Annotated in this window: 18 protein-coding genes; 10 read left to right on the forward strand and 8 right to left on the reverse strand. The window is 72.6% G+C overall.

The window, feature by feature from the left end; all coding sequences use genetic code 11:
• Window positions 1-155 precede the first annotated feature (155 nt).
• From ACZ56L_RS06140 to ACZ56L_RS06150, 3 genes are all read left to right on the forward strand, one after another.
• A complete protein-coding gene (locus ACZ56L_RS06140; RefSeq protein WP_471062095.1) occupies window positions 156-1,649 on the forward strand; it encodes a DUF2252 domain-containing protein in 1,494 nt (497 codons plus the stop codon).
• 106 nt (window positions 1,650-1,755) lie between these two features.
• Complete coding sequence (locus ACZ56L_RS06145) at window positions 1,756-2,574, forward strand: hypothetical protein (protein ID WP_345220981.1); 819 nt, start codon at window positions 1,756-1,758, stop codon at window positions 2,572-2,574.
• 108 nt (window positions 2,575-2,682) lie between these two features.
• Complete coding sequence (locus ACZ56L_RS06150; protein ID WP_345220984.1) at window positions 2,683-3,027, forward strand: rhodanese-like domain-containing protein; 345 nt, start codon at window positions 2,683-2,685, stop codon at window positions 3,025-3,027.
• 132 nt (window positions 3,028-3,159) lie between these two features.
• Here the strand turns inward: ACZ56L_RS06150 and ACZ56L_RS06155 are convergent, their stop codons facing one another.
• The 6 genes from ACZ56L_RS06155 to paaA all read right to left on the reverse strand — a co-directional run bounded on the left by ACZ56L_RS06155 (window position 3,160) and on the right by paaA (window position 8,060).
• Window positions 3,160-4,296: an acyl-CoA dehydrogenase family protein gene (locus ACZ56L_RS06155; RefSeq protein ID WP_471062098.1), complete on the reverse strand. Its 1,137-nt coding sequence runs from the start codon at window positions 4,294-4,296 to the stop codon at window positions 3,160-3,162.
• A 110-nt stretch (window positions 4,297-4,406) separates the two neighbouring features.
• On the reverse strand, window positions 4,407-5,471 hold the full coding sequence (locus ACZ56L_RS06160; RefSeq protein ID WP_345220989.1) for a 2Fe-2S iron-sulfur cluster-binding protein: 1,065 nt from the start codon (window positions 5,469-5,471) through the stop codon (window positions 4,407-4,409).
• On the reverse strand, window positions 5,472-6,047 hold the full coding sequence (paaD, locus tag ACZ56L_RS06165) for a 1,2-phenylacetyl-CoA epoxidase subunit PaaD (protein WP_471062100.1): 576 nt from the start codon (window positions 6,045-6,047) through the stop codon (window positions 5,472-5,474). It abuts the gene before it with no gap.
• Window positions 6,041-6,757 carry a 1,2-phenylacetyl-CoA epoxidase subunit PaaC gene (paaC, locus tag ACZ56L_RS06170; protein WP_471062102.1) on the reverse strand — a complete coding sequence of 239 codons (717 nt, stop codon included), beginning with the start codon at window positions 6,755-6,757 and terminating at the stop codon, window positions 6,041-6,043. Before paaC ends, paaD begins: the two co-directional genes overlap by 7 nt.
• Entirely contained in the window at window positions 6,754-7,068 is a 315-nt protein-coding gene (paaB, locus tag ACZ56L_RS06175; RefSeq protein ID WP_345220996.1) for a 1,2-phenylacetyl-CoA epoxidase subunit PaaB, read from the reverse strand. Before paaB ends, paaC begins: the two co-directional genes overlap by 4 nt.
• Window positions 7,065-8,060, reverse strand: coding sequence for a 1,2-phenylacetyl-CoA epoxidase subunit PaaA (gene paaA, locus ACZ56L_RS06180; protein ID WP_471062105.1), 996 nt, complete (start codon window positions 8,058-8,060; stop codon window positions 7,065-7,067). The genes paaB and paaA overlap by 4 nt, the downstream gene beginning before the upstream one ends.
• Before the next feature lie 120 nt (window positions 8,061-8,180).
• Here paaA and ACZ56L_RS06185 point away from each other — a divergent pair, with 120 nt between their 5' ends.
• From ACZ56L_RS06185 to ACZ56L_RS06195, 3 genes are read left to right on the forward strand one after another with little or no spacing between them, the layout of a single operon-like run.
• Window positions 8,181-9,029 carry a DUF5819 family protein gene (locus ACZ56L_RS06185; RefSeq protein ID WP_471062108.1) on the forward strand — a complete coding sequence of 283 codons (849 nt, stop codon included), beginning with the start codon at window positions 8,181-8,183 and terminating at the stop codon, window positions 9,027-9,029.
• Window positions 9,026-10,249 (forward strand): HTTM domain-containing protein, encoded by a 1,224-nt coding sequence (locus ACZ56L_RS06190; protein WP_471062111.1) that lies wholly within the window; start codon window positions 9,026-9,028, stop codon window positions 10,247-10,249. The genes ACZ56L_RS06185 and ACZ56L_RS06190 overlap by 4 nt, the downstream gene beginning before the upstream one ends.
• On the forward strand, window positions 10,246-10,947 hold the full coding sequence (locus tag ACZ56L_RS06195; RefSeq protein WP_471062114.1) for a TrmH family RNA methyltransferase: 702 nt from the start codon (window positions 10,246-10,248) through the stop codon (window positions 10,945-10,947). Before ACZ56L_RS06190 ends, ACZ56L_RS06195 begins: the two co-directional genes overlap by 4 nt.
• Window positions 10,948-11,031: 84 nt before the next feature.
• Here the strand turns inward: ACZ56L_RS06195 and paaN are convergent, their stop codons facing one another.
• The gene (paaN, locus tag ACZ56L_RS06200; RefSeq protein ID WP_471062117.1) at window positions 11,032-12,756 is read right to left on the reverse strand and encodes a phenylacetic acid degradation protein PaaN; all 1,725 of its coding nucleotides are present in this window, start codon (window positions 12,754-12,756) and stop codon (window positions 11,032-11,034) included.
• A gap of 203 nt (window positions 12,757-12,959) precedes the next feature.
• Here paaN and ACZ56L_RS06205 point away from each other — a divergent pair, with 203 nt between their 5' ends.
• Both ACZ56L_RS06205 and ACZ56L_RS06210 read left to right on the forward strand, forming a co-directional pair.
• A complete protein-coding gene (locus ACZ56L_RS06205) occupies window positions 12,960-14,513 on the forward strand; it encodes a 3-hydroxyacyl-CoA dehydrogenase (protein WP_468688297.1) in 1,554 nt (517 codons plus the stop codon).
• A complete protein-coding gene (locus ACZ56L_RS06210; protein ID WP_345221011.1) occupies window positions 14,510-15,118 on the forward strand; it encodes a TetR/AcrR family transcriptional regulator in 609 nt (202 codons plus the stop codon). The genes ACZ56L_RS06205 and ACZ56L_RS06210 overlap by 4 nt, the downstream gene beginning before the upstream one ends.
• A 77-nt stretch (window positions 15,119-15,195) precedes the next feature.
• Here ACZ56L_RS06210 and ACZ56L_RS06215 read toward each other — a convergent pair whose 3' ends face one another.
• Window positions 15,196-15,816: an Lrp/AsnC family transcriptional regulator gene (locus ACZ56L_RS06215; RefSeq protein ID WP_471062121.1), complete on the reverse strand. Its 621-nt coding sequence runs from the start codon at window positions 15,814-15,816 to the stop codon at window positions 15,196-15,198.
• A gap of 242 nt (window positions 15,817-16,058) precedes the next feature.
• Between ACZ56L_RS06215 and pdhA the strand changes: the two genes are divergently transcribed.
• Together pdhA and ACZ56L_RS06225 are read left to right on the forward strand one after the other, a co-directional pair.
• A complete protein-coding gene (pdhA, locus tag ACZ56L_RS06220; protein ID WP_468688519.1) occupies window positions 16,059-17,189 on the forward strand; it encodes a pyruvate dehydrogenase (acetyl-transferring) E1 component subunit alpha in 1,131 nt (376 codons plus the stop codon).
• Window positions 17,186-18,211 (forward strand): alpha-ketoacid dehydrogenase subunit beta, encoded by a 1,026-nt coding sequence (locus ACZ56L_RS06225; RefSeq protein WP_345221018.1) that lies wholly within the window; start codon window positions 17,186-17,188, stop codon window positions 18,209-18,211. Before pdhA ends, ACZ56L_RS06225 begins: the two co-directional genes overlap by 4 nt.
• The last annotated feature ends 2 nt before the right edge of the window (window positions 18,212-18,213 follow it).

The raw sequence follows: 18,213 nt of genomic DNA on the forward strand, positions 1-18,213 counted from the left end.
CCGGACTTCGGTCCGGGGCCGTTTTTCGTACTAATCCTCGGTTATCCACAGGGTGTCTGAGCAGGGGGGCGACAACGGCGCTACGGTCGTGGGCAGTTGATGAACGGCCGCGGAGAGCGGTTCGTGAAGCGGTACGGAGCGGGGGAGGCGGCGTGATGAACGGGACCAGGGGGAACGGGCGGATTCCGGACGTGGAGGGCTTCGCGAAGCGGGCCGTGCGGAGAGGTGCGGAGTCGGGACCGGGTCGGGCGGCATCGGGTGAGGCGGAGTCCCACACGGCGGAGTCCCATAAGGCGGCCTCCCACAAGGCCGAGTCCCGCAAGGCCGAGGGCAAGGCCCTGCGGGCGAAGGTGCCGCGCGGCGACCACCGCAGGCTCCCCCTCGACGCGGGGCGGCCGGACGCCGTACGGGCCGTCGAGGAGTCCAACCGGGGGCGGGTGGCGTCCCTGACGCCGATACGCGTGGGACGCATGGCCGCCAGCCCCTTCTCCTTCCTGCGCGGCACGGCGGGCCTGATGGCCCACGACCTGGCCGGCACCCCCGTCACCGGGGTCGCCGCCCAGATATGCGGAGACGCGCACGCGGCGAACTTCGGCCTCTACGGAGACGCCAGGAACCGCCTGGTCATCGATCTCAACGACTTCGACGAGACGGTCGTCGGCCCCTGGGAGTGGGACGTCAAACGGCTCGCGACCTCGCTGGTGCTCGCCGGACGCGAGGCGGGGGCCGACGAGGACACCTGCCGCCGGGGAGCGTTCGACACGGTCGGCGCGTACCGGCGGACCATGCGCCTGATGGCGAAGATGCCCGCAGCCGACGCGTGGAACGCGATAGCCGACGAGGAACTCGTCTCGCACACCGACGCCCGCGACCTGCTGGGGACGCTGGAACGGGTCTCCGAGAAGGCCCGCAAGAACACCAGCGCCCGGTTCGCGGCCCGGTCCACCGAGGTCACCGAGGACGGCGGCCGGCATTTCGTGGACGCGCCGCCGGTGCTGCGCAGGGTGGGCGACGCGGAGGCGGCCGCGGTCGCCACCGCGCTCGGGGAGTACCTGGGGACCGTCGCCGAGGACCGGCTGCCGCTGCTGGCCCGGTACGCGATACACGACGTGGCGTTCCGGGTGGTCGGCACCGGGAGCGTCGGCACCCGGTCGTACGTGGTGCTGCTGCTCGACCACCGGGGGGAGCCGCTCGTCCTCCAGGTGAAGGAGGCGCGGGCCTCCGCTCTCACCCCGTACCTGCCGGCGGCGGGGTTCGCGATACCGGAGCCCGTGCACGAGGGGCGGCGGGTCGTGCTCGGGCAGAAGCGGATGCAGGTGGTGAGCGACATCCTGCTCGGCTGGTGCACGGTCGACGGACTGCCGTACCAGGTGAGGCAGTTCAGGAACAGGAAGGGGAGCGTGGATCCGGCGGCACTGGAGGCGGGGCAGGTCGACGACTACGGGCGGATGACGGGGGCTCTGCTGGCCAGGGCCCACGCGCACAGCGCCGATCCGGAACTCGTCGCGGGCTACTGCGGGAAGAACGAGGAATTCGACGAGGCCGTCGCCGACTTCGCCGTGACGTACGCGGACCGCACGGAGGCGGACCACGCGGAGCTGGTGGCCGCGGTGAGGGGTGGGCGGATCGAGGGGGAGATGGGGGTGTGAGGGGGGTGGGGTGAGGGGGCGGGGGGGGAGGGGGGAGGGGGCCCCAGGACGGCCCGTCCGGCAGGGGAAGAGGACCTGGCCCCGCCCGGGACCGTAGGCTGGCCGGGTGACTCAGGATGCCGCCGGGGGACCGGTTCCCCCCAATGAAGACGACGCACGGCCCGAGGCGCGGCTGGAGAAGGCGGTGGGGGCCGCCGAGCAGGCGCTGATCGAGTTCGAGATCGCGGTGGACACCTTCCGGATCGAGGTCGAGAACTTCTCGCGGCTGCACCACCAGAAGCTCGGGCCGATGTACGCGCGGCTCGACGAACTGGACGCGCAGATCGCCGAGGCGAAGGCGCGGCGGACCGGCGATCCGGAGGACCGGGCGAAGGCGGACGAGCTGCGGGCGCTGGTCATGCCGATGCCGGGCGTCGAGGAGCTCTTCCACGACTGGATGGACTCCGACGGGCTCTCGCCCGAGGCCGCGGCCATGCTGAACGAGCAGCCGGTTCGGCCGCCCGAGCGGGTGCGGCCCAGCGAGGAGGCCCGGAAGCTGTACCGCGAGCTGGTGCGCAAGGCCCACCCCGACCTGGCGCGGGAGGAGAAGGAGCAGGCCCGCCGGGAGGAGTTCCTGACCCGGGTCAACGCCGCCTATGCGCGTGGTGACGAGGCGCTGCTCGGGGAACTGGCGCAGGAGTGGGCGGCGGGGCCCGTGCCCGAGGTGCGGCTCAGCGCCAGCGAGGAGCTGTACGCCCGGCTGGAGTGGCTGTCGCGGCGCAAGGAGTGGTTGACCGTCGTCGCCCGTGACCTGGAGGGGAGCGCCATCGGGTCGATGCTGCGGATGGCGCCCGAGGATCCCGACCGGCTCCTGGAGGAGATCGCCGAGCAGTTGCTCGCGCAGGTCTCCGAGCGGGAGGCCGAGCTGGCCCGCTGGGTGCAGTAGCGTTCCGGGCGGCGGCGGGGGGCCGTGGGCGGCCCGTCGTCGTGTGCGGTGAGTGATCTGTAGTCGTGTAGTCCTGTGGTTCGTGTGTACGAGAGAAGGCTTGACCCCATGAATTTCGCCTCCATGCCCTCGGTGGACGTCGCGTCGGTGCCGGCCGACGGCCTGGTGCTGGACGTCCGGGAGGCCGACGAGTGGGCGGCCGGGCACGTCGAGGGCGCGCTGCACGTTCCGATGAGCGATTTCGTCGCCCGGTTCGGCGAGGTCACCGAGGCGGTGGCGGACGGTCGCCGCGCCCATGTGATGTGCCGGGTCGGCGGGCGTTCGGCGCAGGTCACCCAGTACCTCGTGCAGCAGGGCATCGACGCGGTGAACATCGAGGGCGGCATGCTGGCGTGGGACGGGGCGGGCCGGCCGATGGTCGCCGAGGGCGACGCCCCCGCGTTCGTCCTGTGACGTTCCCGGGCCGTCGGCCCGGCGAACAAGTGTCGGGTCCGTTTTCGGGACGCTGAGCCCGGCGGCCGTGTGTCCGGGGCATTCCCTGGACGCTGAGCCCGGCGGCCGGGTGCCCGGTCCGTTCCCGGAGCGCTACCCCAGCGGGTGGGCCGCCAGCAGGTCGCCCAGGGCTTCCTCGTGGGCGGCGGCCGGGCCGAGGCTGAGTTCCAGGTGTTTGGCCCAGGCGTGGTACCGGTGCAGGGGGTAGTCGGTGTCCGCGCCGAAGCCGCCGTGCAGGTGCTGGGCGGTCTGCACGGTGCGGCGTACGCCGTCGCAGGCCCAGATCTTCGCCACCGCCACGTCTCCCGCCAGGGGCAGCGCCCCGTCCGCGTCACAGCTCAGCCGCCAGGCGGCCTGCCAGAGGGTGGCCTCCATGGCGCGCAGGTCGATGTACCGGTCGGCGGCCTGCACGGCGACCGCCTGGAACGTCGCGACGGGGAAGCCGAACTGTTCGCGCTGCGAGGTGTAGGCGGCCGTCATCTCCAGGACGCGTTCGCCCAGGCCCAGTGCCTGCGCGCAGGTTCCGGTGGTGAGCAGGGCGTGCAGCCGCTCCCAGGCCGCCGGGTCGGTGATCGCCTCGTGTGCGGTCGCGGGCACGGCGTCCAGGCGGACCTCGGCGAGGAGTTCGCCGTTGGTGGAGACCTGGTCGGCGAGGGTGGCGCCGGTGCGGCCGCGGGGGATCAGCGCGAGGACCGTGCGTCCGTCCTCGGTGTGCGCGGGCACCGCGATGTGGTCGGCGTGCCGGGCCCAGGGCACCGCCGTCTGGACGCCGTCCAGGGTCCACCCGGAGTCGTCCGACTGGCGTGCCGTGACGGCGAGTTCGGCCCTTTCGTGGCCGGTGCGCCCGTGGGCGGCGGCGGTGAGGACCAGCTCGCCGCGTCCGGCCCGGGGCAGCAGTTCGTCCGCCAGCTCCTTGTCCCCGTACCGCTGTACGGTCAGGGCCACCGCGCTCGTCTCCAGCAGCGGCACCCGGGCCAGCACTTTCGCCGCTTCGCGCAGGACCAGGCAGAGGGCGAGCGGGTCCAGGCCGGCGCCGCCGTGCTCCTTCGCCAGGAGCAGGCTCAGCAGGTCGGCGGCGGCCAGCTTCGCCCACAGCGGGCGGTCGAAGTCGTCGGCGACGGCGCCCGTGGTGAGCGCCGGGCTCGGTGTCGCGTCCGGCGCCACGTTGGCGAAGACCGCCCGTGCCGCCTCGGCGGCCGCCTGTTGTTCCTCGGTGAAGGTGAAGTCCACTGCCCTGCCCTCCGTGCCCGTGCTCGCGGAACGCCCAATATCTGACGGAGCGTCAAGATAGAACACGTTCTACGGGAAGGGAATGGCGGCGGGCGCCGAGCGCCGTACGTTCAGCGGTCGAAGTCCAGCTCCACTTCCCCGGTGGCCGGACGGGACTGGCAGGCCAGCACGTAGCCCGCGGCCGTCTCTTCCTCCTCCAGCGCGTAATTGCGGTCCATGCGCACCTCACCACGCACCAGGAACGCCCGGCAGGTCCCGCACACCCCGCCCTTGCAGGCGTACGGAGCGTCGGCCCGCGCCCGCAGTACGGTCTCCAGCAGCGATTCGCCGTCCTGCACCGGCCAGGTCCCGGAGCGCCCGTCGAGGGTCGCGGTCAGGGTGCCGCCCACCGCGGCCGGCACGGTCGCGGCCGGTGCTGCGGCGGCCGCGCCGTCGTCGACGTGGAAGACCTCCTCGTGGATGCGGTCCCGGCCGACCCCGAGTCCGCGCAGCGCGCGCTCGGCGCCCTCGACCAGTCCGAGCGGCCCGCACAGGTACCAGCCGTCGATGTCGGCGACCGGCAGGAGCGCGGGGAGCAGTTCCGTCAGCCGGTCCCCGTCCAGCCGCCCCGACGGCAGACCCGACTGCTGCTCCTCCCTCGACAGCGCCGTGACCAGTTGGAACCGGTCGGGGAAGCGGTCCTTGAGGTCGGCGATCTCCTCCAGGAACATCGTGGAGGCCGCCGTGCGGTCGCTGCGGATCAGGCAGAAGCGGGCGTGGGGGCGTCGGGTCAGCAGGGTCGTCGCGATCGACAGCACCGGGGTGATGCCGCTGCCGCCGACGATCGCGGCGAAGTGCCCGTCGCGTGGTTCCAGCACGAAGCGCCCCGTCGGCGGCATCGCCTCGACGGTGTCCCCGACCAGCAGTTCCTTCAGTGCATACGTCGAGTACGCGCCGCCGTCGACCAGCCGGATGCCGACCCGCAGCACCGGCTCGTCCGGGGCCTCGGCCGCCGGGGCGCAGATCGAGTACGTGCGCCTGATCTCCCGTCCGTCCACGATCCGCCGCAGTGCCAGGTGCTGGCCGGGCACGTGCCGGAAGGTCTCGCGCAGCTCGGGCGGCACCGCGAGGGTGACGGCCACCGCATCGTCGGTGAGCCGCTCGATGCCCCGGACCCGGAGCGGGTGGAACGGCATCTACAACTCCTTGAAGTGGTCGAAGGGTTCGCGGCAGGCCACGCAGCGGCGCAGTGCCTTGCACGCGGTGGAGGAGAACCGGCTGAGCAGTTCGGTGTCGATGGAGCCGCAGTGCGGGCAGCGGATCGCGAGCGACAGCGGTACCGGGCCGGAACCGGGGCTCCCGGAACCCCCGGAACCCCCCGACCCCGCAGAACCTGGGCCGTTCACCTCGCGCGTCGTGCGCGGCGGTGCGATGCCGAACGCGGCGAGCTTGCGCCGCCCTTCCGCGCTGATGTCGTCCGTGCTCCAGGCCGGGGCGAGCACCGTGCGGACGGTGACCTCGGTCATGCCGCCGCTGTCGTGCAGGATCCGCTCGATGTCGGCGGACATCGCCTCGACGGCGGGGCAGCCGGTGTACGTCGGGGTGAGGTCGACCTCGACGCGGCCGGGTCCGGTGACGTGCACGGCGCGCAGTACGCCCAGCTCCGCCAGGGTGAGGACGGGCAGTTCGGGGTCGGGGACCGTGCCGGCCAGGCGGCGCAGTTCGGCCTCCAGGGCGGTATCCTCGCCTGCTGCCGCGTGGTCCTTCACCATGTCGCCCCCGGGTGGCTGCGGTGCAGGTGCTGCATCTCGGCGATCATCCGGCCGAAGGGTTCGGTGTGCAGGCCCTGCCGGCCCGCGCCCGCCGTCCAGGCTCCGGTGCGGGGGCCTTCGGGCACGGTGAGCGTGGCCCGCTCCAGTACCGCGGTGACGGAGGCCAGCCACTCCTCTTCCAGCGGCGGCACCTCCTCCAGCCCCTCGGCCGGCTGGAAGGGCTCTCCGGTGAACCGCCACAGGGCGTCCACCGCGCGCTGTGTCCGGTCGTGGCTCTCCTCGGTGCCGTCGCCCAGGCGCAGCGTCCACTGCTCGGCGTGGTCGCGGTGGTACTCGGTCTCCTTGACGGCCTTCGCCGCGAGGGGCGCGAACGGGCCCTCTCCGGCGGCCAGTCGGCCGTACAGGAGGTGCTGGTAGGTGGAGAAGAACAACTGGCGGGCGATGGTGTGGGCGAAGTCGCCGTTCGGCTGCTCGACGAGCTGGAGGTTGCGGAAGGCGCGTTCCTCGCGGAGGTAGGCGAGTTCGTCCTCGTCGCCGACGAGGGAGAGCAGGATGCGGGCCTGGCCGAGGAGGTCGAGCGCGATGTTGGCGAGGGCGACTTCCTCTTCGAGGACGGGGGCGTGGCCCGCCCACTCCCCCAGCCGGTGCGAGAGGACGAGGGCGTCGTCACCCAGCGCGAGGGCCGCGGTACGCGGGACGGCGGCGGTCACAGGTGCTTCACCCCGTCCGGGATCGCGTAGAAGGTGGGGTGGCGGTAGGGCTTGTCGCCGGAGGGCTCGAAGAAGGAGTCCTTCTCGTCGGGGGACGAGGCGGTGATCCCGGCGGACGGCACGACCCAGATCGAGACGCCTTCGGACCTGCGGGTGTAGAGGTCGCGGGCGTTGCGCAGGGCCATGGCGGCGTCCGGGGCGTGCAGGCTGCCGGCGTGGGTGTGGGACAGTCCGCGGCGGGAGCGCACGAACACCTCCCACAGCGGCCAGTCGTGGTGCTGGTCCGTGCTGGTCGTGTCCGGGCCGGTCATGCGGCTTCCCCCTGGTTCTGGCGGTGCTTGCTTGCGTGTGCCGCGGCGGCGTCCCGCACCCAGGCGCCCTCTTCGTGGGCGCGTCGGCGCTGGGTGATGCGCTGGTCGTTGCAGGGCCCGTTGCCCTTGAGGACGTCCCGGAACTCGGCCCAGTCGATGGCGCCGAAGTCGTGGTGGCCGCGTTCTTCGTTCCAGCGCAGGTCCGGGTCGGGAAGGGTGAGGCCGAGGGCTTCGGCCTGGGGGACGGCGATGTCGACGAAGCGCTGGCGCAGTTCGTCGTTGGAGTGCCGCTTGATCTTCCACTGCATGGACTGCGCGGAGTGCGAGGACTCGTCGTCGGGCGGGCCGAACATCATCAGCGACGGCCACCACCAGCGGTTCACCGCGTCCTGGGCCATGGCGTGCTGCTCCGGGGTGCCCCGGGAGAGGGCGAGGAGCGACTCGAAGCCCTGGCGCTGGTGGAAGGACTCCTCCTTGCAGATGCGGACCATCGCGCGGGCGTAGGGCCCGTAGGAGCAGCGGCAGATGGGGACCTGGTTGGTGATCGCGGCGCCGTCCACCAGCCAGCCGATCGCGCCGACGTCGGCCCAGGTCAGGGTGGGGTAGTTGAAGATCGAGGAGTACTTCTGGCGGCCCGCGTGCAGTTTGTCGAGGAGCTCCTCGCGGCTGGTGCCGAGGGTCTCGGCGGCGCTGTAGAGGTACAGGCCGTGGCCGGCCTCGTCCTGGACCTTGGCCATGAGGATGGCCTTGCGGCGCAGGGAGGGGGCGCGGGTGATCCAGTTGGCCTCGGGCTGCATGCCGATGATCTCGGAGTGCGCGTGCTGGGCGATCTGGCGGACCAGGGAGGCGCGGTAGGCGTCCGGCATCCAGTCGCGCGGTTCGATGCGCTCGTCCGCGGCGACGGCCGCGTCGAACACCGCCTGCGGGTCCGGAGCCGTTCCCGCCCGCCCCTCTGTCGCGGGGTGGGTCTGCCCTTCCGTCACTGCCGTCATCCTGGCCCCCTGTGCCACCTACCGACCGATCGTTCGGTTCGTTGGCTTCAATGGTGGAGCGACGGCCCGTAGGGTGTCAACCTCTGTGGACAACTGGCCGACGCGTCTGATCGGGGCGGGATGGATTCGTACGACGACAAGGCCCGGGGCGACGACAGGGCCCGGGGCGACGTCAAGGCCCCGGCCGCCGGCCCGGCCCCGGACGACGCCAAGGCCCCGGACGCCGACCCGACCCCGGACGACGGCCCGACCACGGACGCCGCCGAGAATCCGGCGGAGGCCGCCGCGCCGCCCCCCGAGGCGCCCGTGGAGATCCCCGGCATCGCGGGGCTCTCCCTTCCGTCCCGGGTCGTCGCGGCCCTCGTCCTCGCCCTGGCCGGCGTGACCGCACTCGTCCACCTCGGCGCGGTGTTCCTGCACATCGCACCGTCGAACACGCTCTCCAAGGAGCACGGCGAGGCCGTCAGCGCCTGGATCAACCCCGAGTTCGAGCAGAACTGGAAGCTCTTCGCCCCCAACCCGCTGCAGCAGAACGTCGCCGTCCAGTCCCGCGCCCAGATCCAGACCAAGAGCGGCCAGTGGCGCATCACGGAGTGGATCGACTTCTCCGCCAAGGACGCCGAACAGATCCGCGGCAGCCTCCTGCCCAGCCACACCACCCAGAACGAACTGCGTCGCGGCTGGGACTTCTACACCAACTGGCACAACGACAAGAACGAGTCACTGGGCATGCGCGGGGACGTTTCCGCACGTTACGTGCGGCGCATCGTGCTGGAGCGGATGTCCGAGCTCGACATGGGCGGCCGGGTGGTGCGCATCCAGGTCCGCTCCTCCACGACCTCGGTGAAGCCGCCGCCGTGGAGCACGGAGAAGATCTCCACCAAGCCCGTGTACCGGACGCTGCCCTGGTGGACGGTGACGCGCGCCGATCTGACGAAGGTCGCCGACGAGGCGGGAGTGACCAGGTGAGCGCCGTCGGCCCGTTCCTCGCCAGGCCGCTGCCCGCCCGGGTGCGGCAGTCGCTCCTGCGGGGTCTCCAGCGCGTCACCGCCACGGCCCTCGGCCCGTACCAGACGGCGATCGTGCGCATCGGGTTCTCCGGGACCTGGCTGCTGTTCCTGCTGCGCGAACTGCCCCACCGGCACGAGCTGTACGGACCCGACGGCCCCTGGGGCTGGGACATGGGGCAGCAGCTCATCGCCGACAACGGCGCGTTCACCGTGCTGATGTGGACGAGCAGCACCCTGTGGTTCGAGTTCGTGTACGTCCTCGCGATCGTCTCCAGCGCCCTGTTGCTGGTCGGCTGGCGCACCCGGACGATGTCCGTGCTGTTCATGATCGGCGTGCTGTCGCTGATGAACCGCAGCGTCTTCATGGGCGACGGCGGCGACAACGTCATCCACCTGATGGCGATGTACCTGGTGCTCACGCGCTGCGGCCGGGTGTGGTCGCTGGACGCGCGCCGGGTGCGGGACGCGGGCGGTGCCGTCGCCGCCGCCGTACGGGACCGGGCGGGGCCCGTGCTGTGGGCGGTGCTCGGCGCGGCCCTCGCCGCGGTCACCGTCATGGGGCTGCTGAGCTGGGGCTGGGCGCTGGTGTTCTGGGCGCTGCTGCTCGCGCACCTGCTGTGGTGGGCCGCGTGCCGCCGGGCGGACGGTGAGCCGCGACGCCTGCTGGACGTCCTGGCCAACCTTGTCCACAACGCCGGTCTGCTGATCATCATGGTCGAGGTCTGCTTCGTCTACGCGACGGCCGGCTGGTACAAGGTGCAGGGCTCGCGCTGGCAGGACGGCACCGCGGTCCACTACCCCCTGCACCTGGACTACTTCACGCCCTGGCCGTGGCTGTCCGAGCAGCTCGCCGCGCACGGCACGATGGTCATGCTGGTGACGTACGGAACGGTGATCGTGCAGGTCGCCTTCCCGTTCACGCTCTTCAACCGGCGCGTGAAGAACGTCCTGCTGGTGCTGATGATCCTGGAGCACGCGAGCATCGCGGTGCTGCTAGGGCTGCCGTTCTTCTCGCTGGCGATGATCGCCGCGGACGCGGTGTTCCTGCCGACGGTGTTCCTGCTGTGGCTGGGCGGACGGGCCGGCCGGCTGCGGGACCGGGTGCTCGCCCCCTCGCGCAAGCGCCGCCCCCAGCGGCGTCCCGAGGCCGTGGAGCGGCCCCGTACGCTCGTGGGGTGAGCAGCGAGAACGACAGCAGCGTGGACGAGTCCGCCCAGGACGAGCCGGTCCCGTACGAGCCGGTCCAGTACGACGACGGCTTCGGCGACGGGATCGGCGTCGGCCCGCACCCCGGGCCCTGGCCCGAGGGCGAGCGCTACGACCCCGAGCTGCTGGCGCACGGCGACCGGCGCAACGTCGTCGACCCGTACCGGTACTGGACGCGGGAGGCGATCGTCGCCGACCTGGACACCCGGCGGCACGACTTCCACGTCGCCGTGGAGAACTGGGGCCACGACTTCAACATCGGCTCCGTGGTGCGCACCGCCAACGCCTTCCTCGCCAAGGAGGTCCACATCGTGGGGCGGCGGCGCTGGAACCGGCGCGGGGCCATGGTCACCGACCGCTACCAGCATGTGCGCCACCACCCGGACACCGCGTCGCTGACCGCGTGGGCGGCCGCCGAGGACGTCCCGATCATCGGCATCGACAACCTGCCGGGGGCGGTCCCGCTGGAGCGGACAGTGCTGCCGAAGCGGTGCGTGCTGCTGTTCGGGCAGGAGGGGCCGGGGCTCACCGAGCAGGCGCGGGCGCACGCGTCGATGGTCTGCTCGATCGCGCAGTTCGGGTCGACGCGGTCGATCAACGCGGGGGCGGCCGCGGCCATCGCGATGCACGCCTGGGTGCAGCGGTACGCGGACGTGCCGGAACCGTCCTGACCCGACGGGGCGCACCGGGAACGCCGTGGTCCGCGTTGGGGGGCGCGAACCACGGCGTTCGGTTTTCCGGTGCGTACGCCGCCGTCAGGCCTGGCGGCGCACCTCCACCGTCCGGAAGCGGTTGGCCACGAACGCGCCGTCGCACAGTGCGGCGTTCGCGGCCGGGTTGCCGCCGGAACCGTGGAAGTCCGAGAACGCGGCGGTCTGGTTGACGTACACCCCGCCCGTGAGGTTCAGCGAGAGCTGCGCGGACTCCTCCAGGCAGACCTCCTCCACGGCCCGCTCCACCTCGTCGGACGTCGTGTACGCGCCGACCGTCATGGCGCCCTTGTCGCGGACGGTACGACGCAGCAGCTCGACGGCGTCGGCCGTGGAGTCCACGGCGACGGCGAAGGACACCGGGCCGAAGCACTCCGAGAGGTACGCGGCCTGGTCGTCCGGCTTCGCGCCGTCCAGCTTGACGATGACGGGCGTACGGACCGTGGCCCCGGGGAAGTCCGGGTGGGTGACCTCCCGGGACGGCAGGGCGACCTCGCCGAGGCCGGCCGCCGCCTCCAGGCGGGCCTTCACGTCCGGGTTGACCAGCGCGCCCAGCAGGGCGTTCGCCCGGGCGTCGTCGCCGAGCAGGCCGCCGACCGACTTCGCGAGGTCGCCGACCACCTCGTCGTACGACTTGGGGCCCGCGTCGGTGGTGATGCCGCCCCGGGGGATCAGCAGGTTCTGCGGAGTGGTGCACATCTGGCCGCTGTAGAGGGACAGCGAGAACGCCAGGTTGGCGAGCATGCCCTGGTAGTCGTCGGTGGAGTCGACGACGACCGTGTTGACGCCGGCCTTCTCCGTGTAGACCTGCGCCTGCCGGGCGTTGGCCTCCAGCCAGTCGCCGAACTCGCTGGACCCGGTGTAGTCGATGATCTTGATCTCGGGGCGGGTGGCGAGCGTCTTGGCGATGCCCTCGCCGGGACGCTCGGCGGCCAGCGCCACCAGGTTGGGGTCGAAGCCCGCCTCCGCGAGGACCTCGCGGGCGACCTTGACCGTCATCGCGAGCGGGAGCACCGCGCGCGGGTGCGGCTTGACCAGGACCGGGTTGCCGGTGGCCAGGGAGGCGAAGAGGCCCGGGTAGCCGTTCCAGGTGGGGAAGGTGTTGCAGCCGATGAGCAGGGCGACCCCGCGCGGGACGGCCGTGAAGGACTTCGCCAGGTTCAGCGGGTCGCGCTTGCCCTGCGGCTTCGACCAGTCGGCCGACGCGGGCACCCGGGTCTGCTCGGCGTAGGCGTACGCCACCGCCTCCAGGCCGCGGTCCTGGGCGTGCGGGCCGCCCGCCTGGAGCGCCATCATGAACGCCTGGCCGCTGGTGTGCATCACCGCGTGCGCGAACTCGTGCGTGCGGGCGTTGATCCGGGCCAGGATCTCCAGACAGACCACGGCGCGCGCCTCGGGCCCCGCGTCGCGCCAGGCGCCCACGCCCGCGCGCAGGGCGGGCAGCAGGACGTCGAGGTCGGCGTGCGGGTAGGAGACGCCCAGCTCCGGACCGTACGGGGAGACCTCGCCGCCGTCGGCGGCGGAGCCGCCCACCCAGCCGTCCGTGCCCGGCTGGTCGCCGAGGTCGAAGCGGGTGTTCTTCAGTGCCTCGAACGCGGCGAGACCGTCGGCCGCCGCGCTCTCGCCGTACGCCTTGGGGTGCTCGGGGTGCGGGGACCAGTAGGCGCGCGTGCGGATCGCGTCGAGGGCCTGGTCGAGTGTGGGCCGGTGGGTCTCGGTCAGCTGCGTCAGCTTCTGCGGCGACTGTGACGGCGTCTGCGGCGACTGCATTGCGCGGACCAACTCCTCGTCGAGATGGGCTCGTGATGGGCACCGGCTGAGCTCCGGGCGGGCTCGGGCTGGGCCGTGGCGGTCGGACACGGTTAGAGTAACCGAACGATCGGTCGGGACAAGGGGGCCGACATGAACCTGTGGACGACCGGTTCGCGGGACCGGCGTGAACCTGTGGACAACCGTCCTGGAGGATGGGCCGCATGACAGCAATCGAGCGCTCCCGCACCGTCGCCGTCGTCGGGGCCGGGACCATGGGCCAGGGCATCGCCCAGGTCGCCCTCCTCGCCGGACACCCCGTCCGGCTCTTCGACGTCGACGCCGGGCGCACCACCGCCGCGGACGCCTCCGTACGCTCCCGGGTGGAGCGGCTGGTGGAGAAGGGGAAGCTGGCGCGCGCCGACGCCGATGCCGCCCTGGAGCGGCTGCACCCCGCCCACGACCTGCGGGACCTCTCCGGAGCCGCCCTCGTCGTCGAGGCGATCGTGGAGCGTCTGGAGGTCAAGCAGCAGGTGTTCCGGTCGCTGGAGGAACTCGTCTCCCCCGACTGTCTGCTGGCCACCAACACCTCCTCGCTGTCGGTGACCGCCGTCGCGGGCGCGTTGAAGCATCCGGGGCGCTTCGTGGGCATGCACTTCTTCAATCCCGCGCCCCTGCTCCCCCTCGTGGAGGTCGTCAGCGGCTTCGCCACGGACGCGGACGCCGCCACGCGCGCCTACGACACCGCGCTCGCCTGGGGGAAGACTCCGGTGCGCTGCGCCGACACCCCCGGTTTCCTGGTCAACCGGATCGCCCGGCCCTTCTACGCCGAGGCCTTCGCGGTGTACGAGGAGCAGGCCGCCGACCCCGCCACCATCGACGCCGTGCTGCGTGAGTCCGGCGGCTTCAGGATGGGCCCCTTCGAGCTGACCGACCTGATCGGCCAGGACGTCAACGAGGCCGTCTCCCGCTCGGTGTGGGAGGCGTTCCACCAGAGCCCGAAGTTCGTGCCGGCGCTGCCGCAGCGGCGCCTGGTCGAGTCCGGCCGGCTCGGCCGCAAGTCCGGGCACGGCTGGTTCCCGTACGGAGAGAACGGCGCCGGGCCCGCGCCGCACACCGCGCCGCCGGCGCGGCCGCCCGCGCGGGTCACCGTCGCCGGTGACTTCGGGCCGGCGGCCGAGGTGCTCGCGATGCTCCGGGAGACGGACGGCATCGAGGTCACGGAACTGGCCTCCGGCGGCCCGTACATCGGCCTCCCCGGCGGCGGCCAGCTCGCCCCCGTCGACGGGCACACCTCGGTGGAGTACGACGACGTCGTCTACTTCGACCTGGCACTGGACTACCGGGCCGCCACCCGCATCGCCCTCGCCGCGTCCGACGACGTCTCCGAGGAGACCCTCAACGAGGCGATCGGGCTCTTCCAGGCGCTCGGCAAGGACGTCAGCGTCATCGGCGACGTCCCCGGGATGATCGTCGCGCGCACCGTCGCGATGCTCGTGGACCTCGCGCTGGACGCCGTGGCCAAGGGCGTCGCCAGTGCCGGTGACATCGACACCGCGATGCGCCTGGGCGTCAACTACCCGCGCGGACCGCTGGAATGGGGCCGCGAACTGACCGCCGACTGGACCTTCGACCTGCTCACCGCGATGCACCAGCGCTGTCCCACCGGGCGGTACGCCCCTTCGCTCGCGCACTACCGGCAGGGGTACGCCGACCAGGCGTCCGCGTCCGAGGCCGCCGGCCGGGCGGACACCGCCGCACAGGAGAGCACCGGATGACCACCACGGACCGGCCGACCGCGGCCAAGCGGGACACGTACACCCCGGAGACGCTGCTGGCCGTGGCGGTGAACGTCTTCAACGAGCGCGGCTACGACGGCACCTCCATGGAGCACCTCTCCAAGGCGGCGGGCATCTCCAAGTCGTCCATCTACCACCACGTCGCGGGCAAGGAGGAACTGCTGCGGCGGGCGGTCAGCCGGGCGCTGGACGGGCTTTTCGCCGCCCTGGAGGAGCCGCGGGCGCAGCGCGGGCGGGCCATCGAGCGCGTCGAGCACGTCACGCGGCGCACCGTCGAGGTGCTGATGGCGGAACTGCCGTACGTGACCCTCCTCCTGCGGGTGCGCGGCAACACGCAGACGGAGCGGTGGGCGCTGGAGCGCCGGCGCGAGTTCGACCAGCGGGTGGCCGATCTGCTGAAGGCCGCCGCCGCCGACGGCGATCTGCGGGCGGACGTGGACATCCGGCTGGCCACCCGGCTGCTCTTCGGGATGATCAACTCGCTGGTGGAATGGTACCGGCCGCATCCCGACGGGGGCGCGGAGCAGGAGCAGCTGGTGGACACGGTGGTACGGATGGCCTTCGACGGGCTGCGCACGGGCTGAGCGGCGTGGGGCCGCGCCCGGCGCCGGGGTGCGGGGCGCACGCCCGGCACCAGGGCCCCTCAGTCCTGGCTGGGGCCTCAGTCCTGGGCCGGGCGCTGCGGGTCCAGGCCGGTCTCCTCGAAGACCAGCAGGGTGCGCGTGCTGAGCACCTCCGGGATGGACTGGATCTTCGTCAGGACCAGTTCGCGCAGGGTGCGGTTGTCCGGGGTGTGCACCAGCAGCAGGACGTCGAAATCGCCGCTGACCAGCGCTATGTGCGCGGCGCCCGGCAGCGCCTGGAGCTGTTCGCGGACGGTCCGCCAGGAGTTCTGGACGATCTTGAGGGTGATGTACGCGGAGGCGCCCTGACCTGCTCTCTCGTGGTCGACGCGGGCGCTGAAGCCCCGGATGACGCCGTCGTCGATGAGCCGGTTGATGCGGGCGTAGGCGTTCGCCCGCGAGACGTGGACGCGCTCGGCGACGGACCGTATCGAGGCCCGGCCGTCGGTCTGGAGCATGTGCAGGATGTCGCGGTCGATGGCGTCCAGCGGGCGGGCGGGCGGCCGGTCCCCGGTGAGGGCGGGCGACGGGCCCCGGGCGCCGGCGAGCTGCTCGTCCCGGGGGGCGGCGGGCGGCAGGTCCCGGGCGCGGTCCCTGTGGACATCCCCCGCATCCCGGGAAACCCCGTCACCCGATCCGGCCATTTGTTCAGCTGCCATGTCCCCCCGCTTCCCCGCCATGGACGTACTGTCCCCATCCCAGGCTGCGCAGAACCGTTTGTCCACAGGCTGATGCCGCCTGTAGCCAAACTGCATCCACGACCGAACAATCGGTAGGTGAGACGCGCCACATTCCGGCGCCCTCCTGGACCTGTCCTTTCCGTCCTGTGGGTCCTGTACCCGCCGGGGCGGCATGTCCGCACCGCTCCCACGAGGAGGTGTTCGTCGTGACGATTCAAGAGATGCCGGGCAGCACGGCCTACCGGCCCAGCCCGCCCCCGGCCTGGCAGCCGCGTACCGACCCCGCTCCGCTGCTCCCCGACGCGTCGCCGTACCGCGTGCTCGGCACCGGGGCCGCCGCCGGGGCCGACCCCGCCCTGCTGCGCCGGCTGTACGCCGAGCTGGTGCGCGGCCGCAGGTACAACGCGCAGGCCACGGCGCTCACCCGGCAGGGTCGTCTCGCCGTGTACCCCTCCAGCACCGGCCAGGAGGCTTGCGAGGTCGCCGCCGCGCTGGTGCTCCAGGAGCAGGACTGGCTCTTCCCCTCGTACCGCGACACCCTCGCCGTCGTGGCCCGCGGCCTGGACCCCGTGCAGGCGCTCACCCTGCTGCGCGGCGACTGGCACACCGGGTACGACCCGCGCGAAGCCCGCATCGCGCCCCTGTGCACGCCGCTCGCCACCCAACTGCCGCACGCGGTCGGCCTCGCACACGCCGCCCGCCTCAAGGGCGACGACGTGGTCGCGCTGGCCATGGTCGGCGACGGGGGCACCAGTGAGGGCGACTTCCACGAGGCGCTGAACTTCGCCGCCGTGTGGCAGGCGCCGGTCGTCTTCCTCGTGCAGAACAACGGCTTCGCCATCTCCGTCCCCCTCGCCAAGCAGACCGCCGCCCCCTCCCTGGCGCACAAGGCCGTCGGATACGGAATGCCGGGCCGCCTGGTCGACGGCAACGACGCGGCCGCCCTGCACCAGGTGCTCGGCGAGGCCGTGGAGCGCGCCCGGCGCGGCGGCGGCCCGACGCTGGTCGAGGCGATCACGTACCGCATGGAGGCCCACACCAACGCCGACGACGCCACCCGCTACCGCGGCGACGCCGAGGTGGACGCCTGGCGCGACCACGACCCGATCGCCCTGCTGGAGCGGGAGCTGACCGCCCGCGGCCTGTTGGACGAGGACGGCGTACGGGAGGCCGCGGAGGCCGCCGAGACCATGGCCGCCGACCTGCGGGCCCGGATGAACGCGGACCCGGTGCTCGACCCGATGGACCTGTTCACCCACGTCTACGCGGAGCGCACCGGGCAACTGCGCGAGCAGGAGGCACAGTTGCGGGCCGAGCTGGAAGCGGAAGCAGACGTGGAGGACGGGCGATGAGCAGCACCACCGTGGCCCGCGGCGCGGCGAAGGCCGCCGCGAAGCCCGCGAGCATGGCGCAGGCCCTCCAGCGCGCCCTGCGCGACGCGATGGCCGAGGACCCGACCGTGCACGTCATGGGTGAGGACGTCGGCGCGCTCGGCGGCGTCTTCCGCATCACCGACGGCCTGGTCAAGGAGTTCGGCGAGGACCGCTGCACGGACACCCCGCTCGCCGAGGCCGGCATCCTCGGCGCGGCGGTCGGCATGGCGATGTACGGGCTGCGGCCCGTCGTGGAGATGCAGTTCGACGCGTTCGCCTACCCGGCGTTCGAGCAGCTCGCCAGCCACGTCGCCAAAATGCGCAACCGGACGCGCGGCGCACTCCCCATGCCCCTGACGATCCGGATTCCGTACGGCGGGGGCATCGGCGGCGTCGAACACCACAGCGACTCCTCCGAGGCGTACTACATGGCCACCCCCGGCCTGCACGTCGTCACCCCGGCGACCGTCGAGGACGCCTACGGGATGCTCCGCGAGGCCATCGCCTCCGACGACCCGGTCGTCTTCCTGGAGCCCAAGCGGCTCTACTGGTCCAAGGCCGACTGGTCGCCGGACGCACCGACCGCCGTCGCCCCGACGGGCAGGGCCGTCGTCCGCCGCCCCGGCCGCAGCGCCACCCTCATCACCTACGGGCCGTCCCTGCCGGTGTGCCTGGAGGCCGCCGAGGCCGCGACGGCGGAGGGCTGGGACCTGGAGGTCGTCGACCTGCGCTCCCTCGTGCCCTTTGACGACGAGACGGTGGCCGCCTCCGTGCGGCGCACCGGGCGCGCGGTCGTCGTGCACGAGTCGCCCGGTTTCGGCGGACCCGGCGGCGAGATCGCCGCCCGGATCACCGAGCGCTGCTTCCACCACCTGGAGGCTCCGGTACTGCGCGTCGCCGGGCTGGACGTGCCGTACCCGCCGCCGATGCTGGAGCGCCACCACCTGCCCGGCGTGGACCGGGTGCTGGACGCGGTCGCGCGGCTCCAGTGGGAGGACTGACG

It is taken from the genome of Streptomyces sp. NPDC039736 (assembly GCF_055596485.1).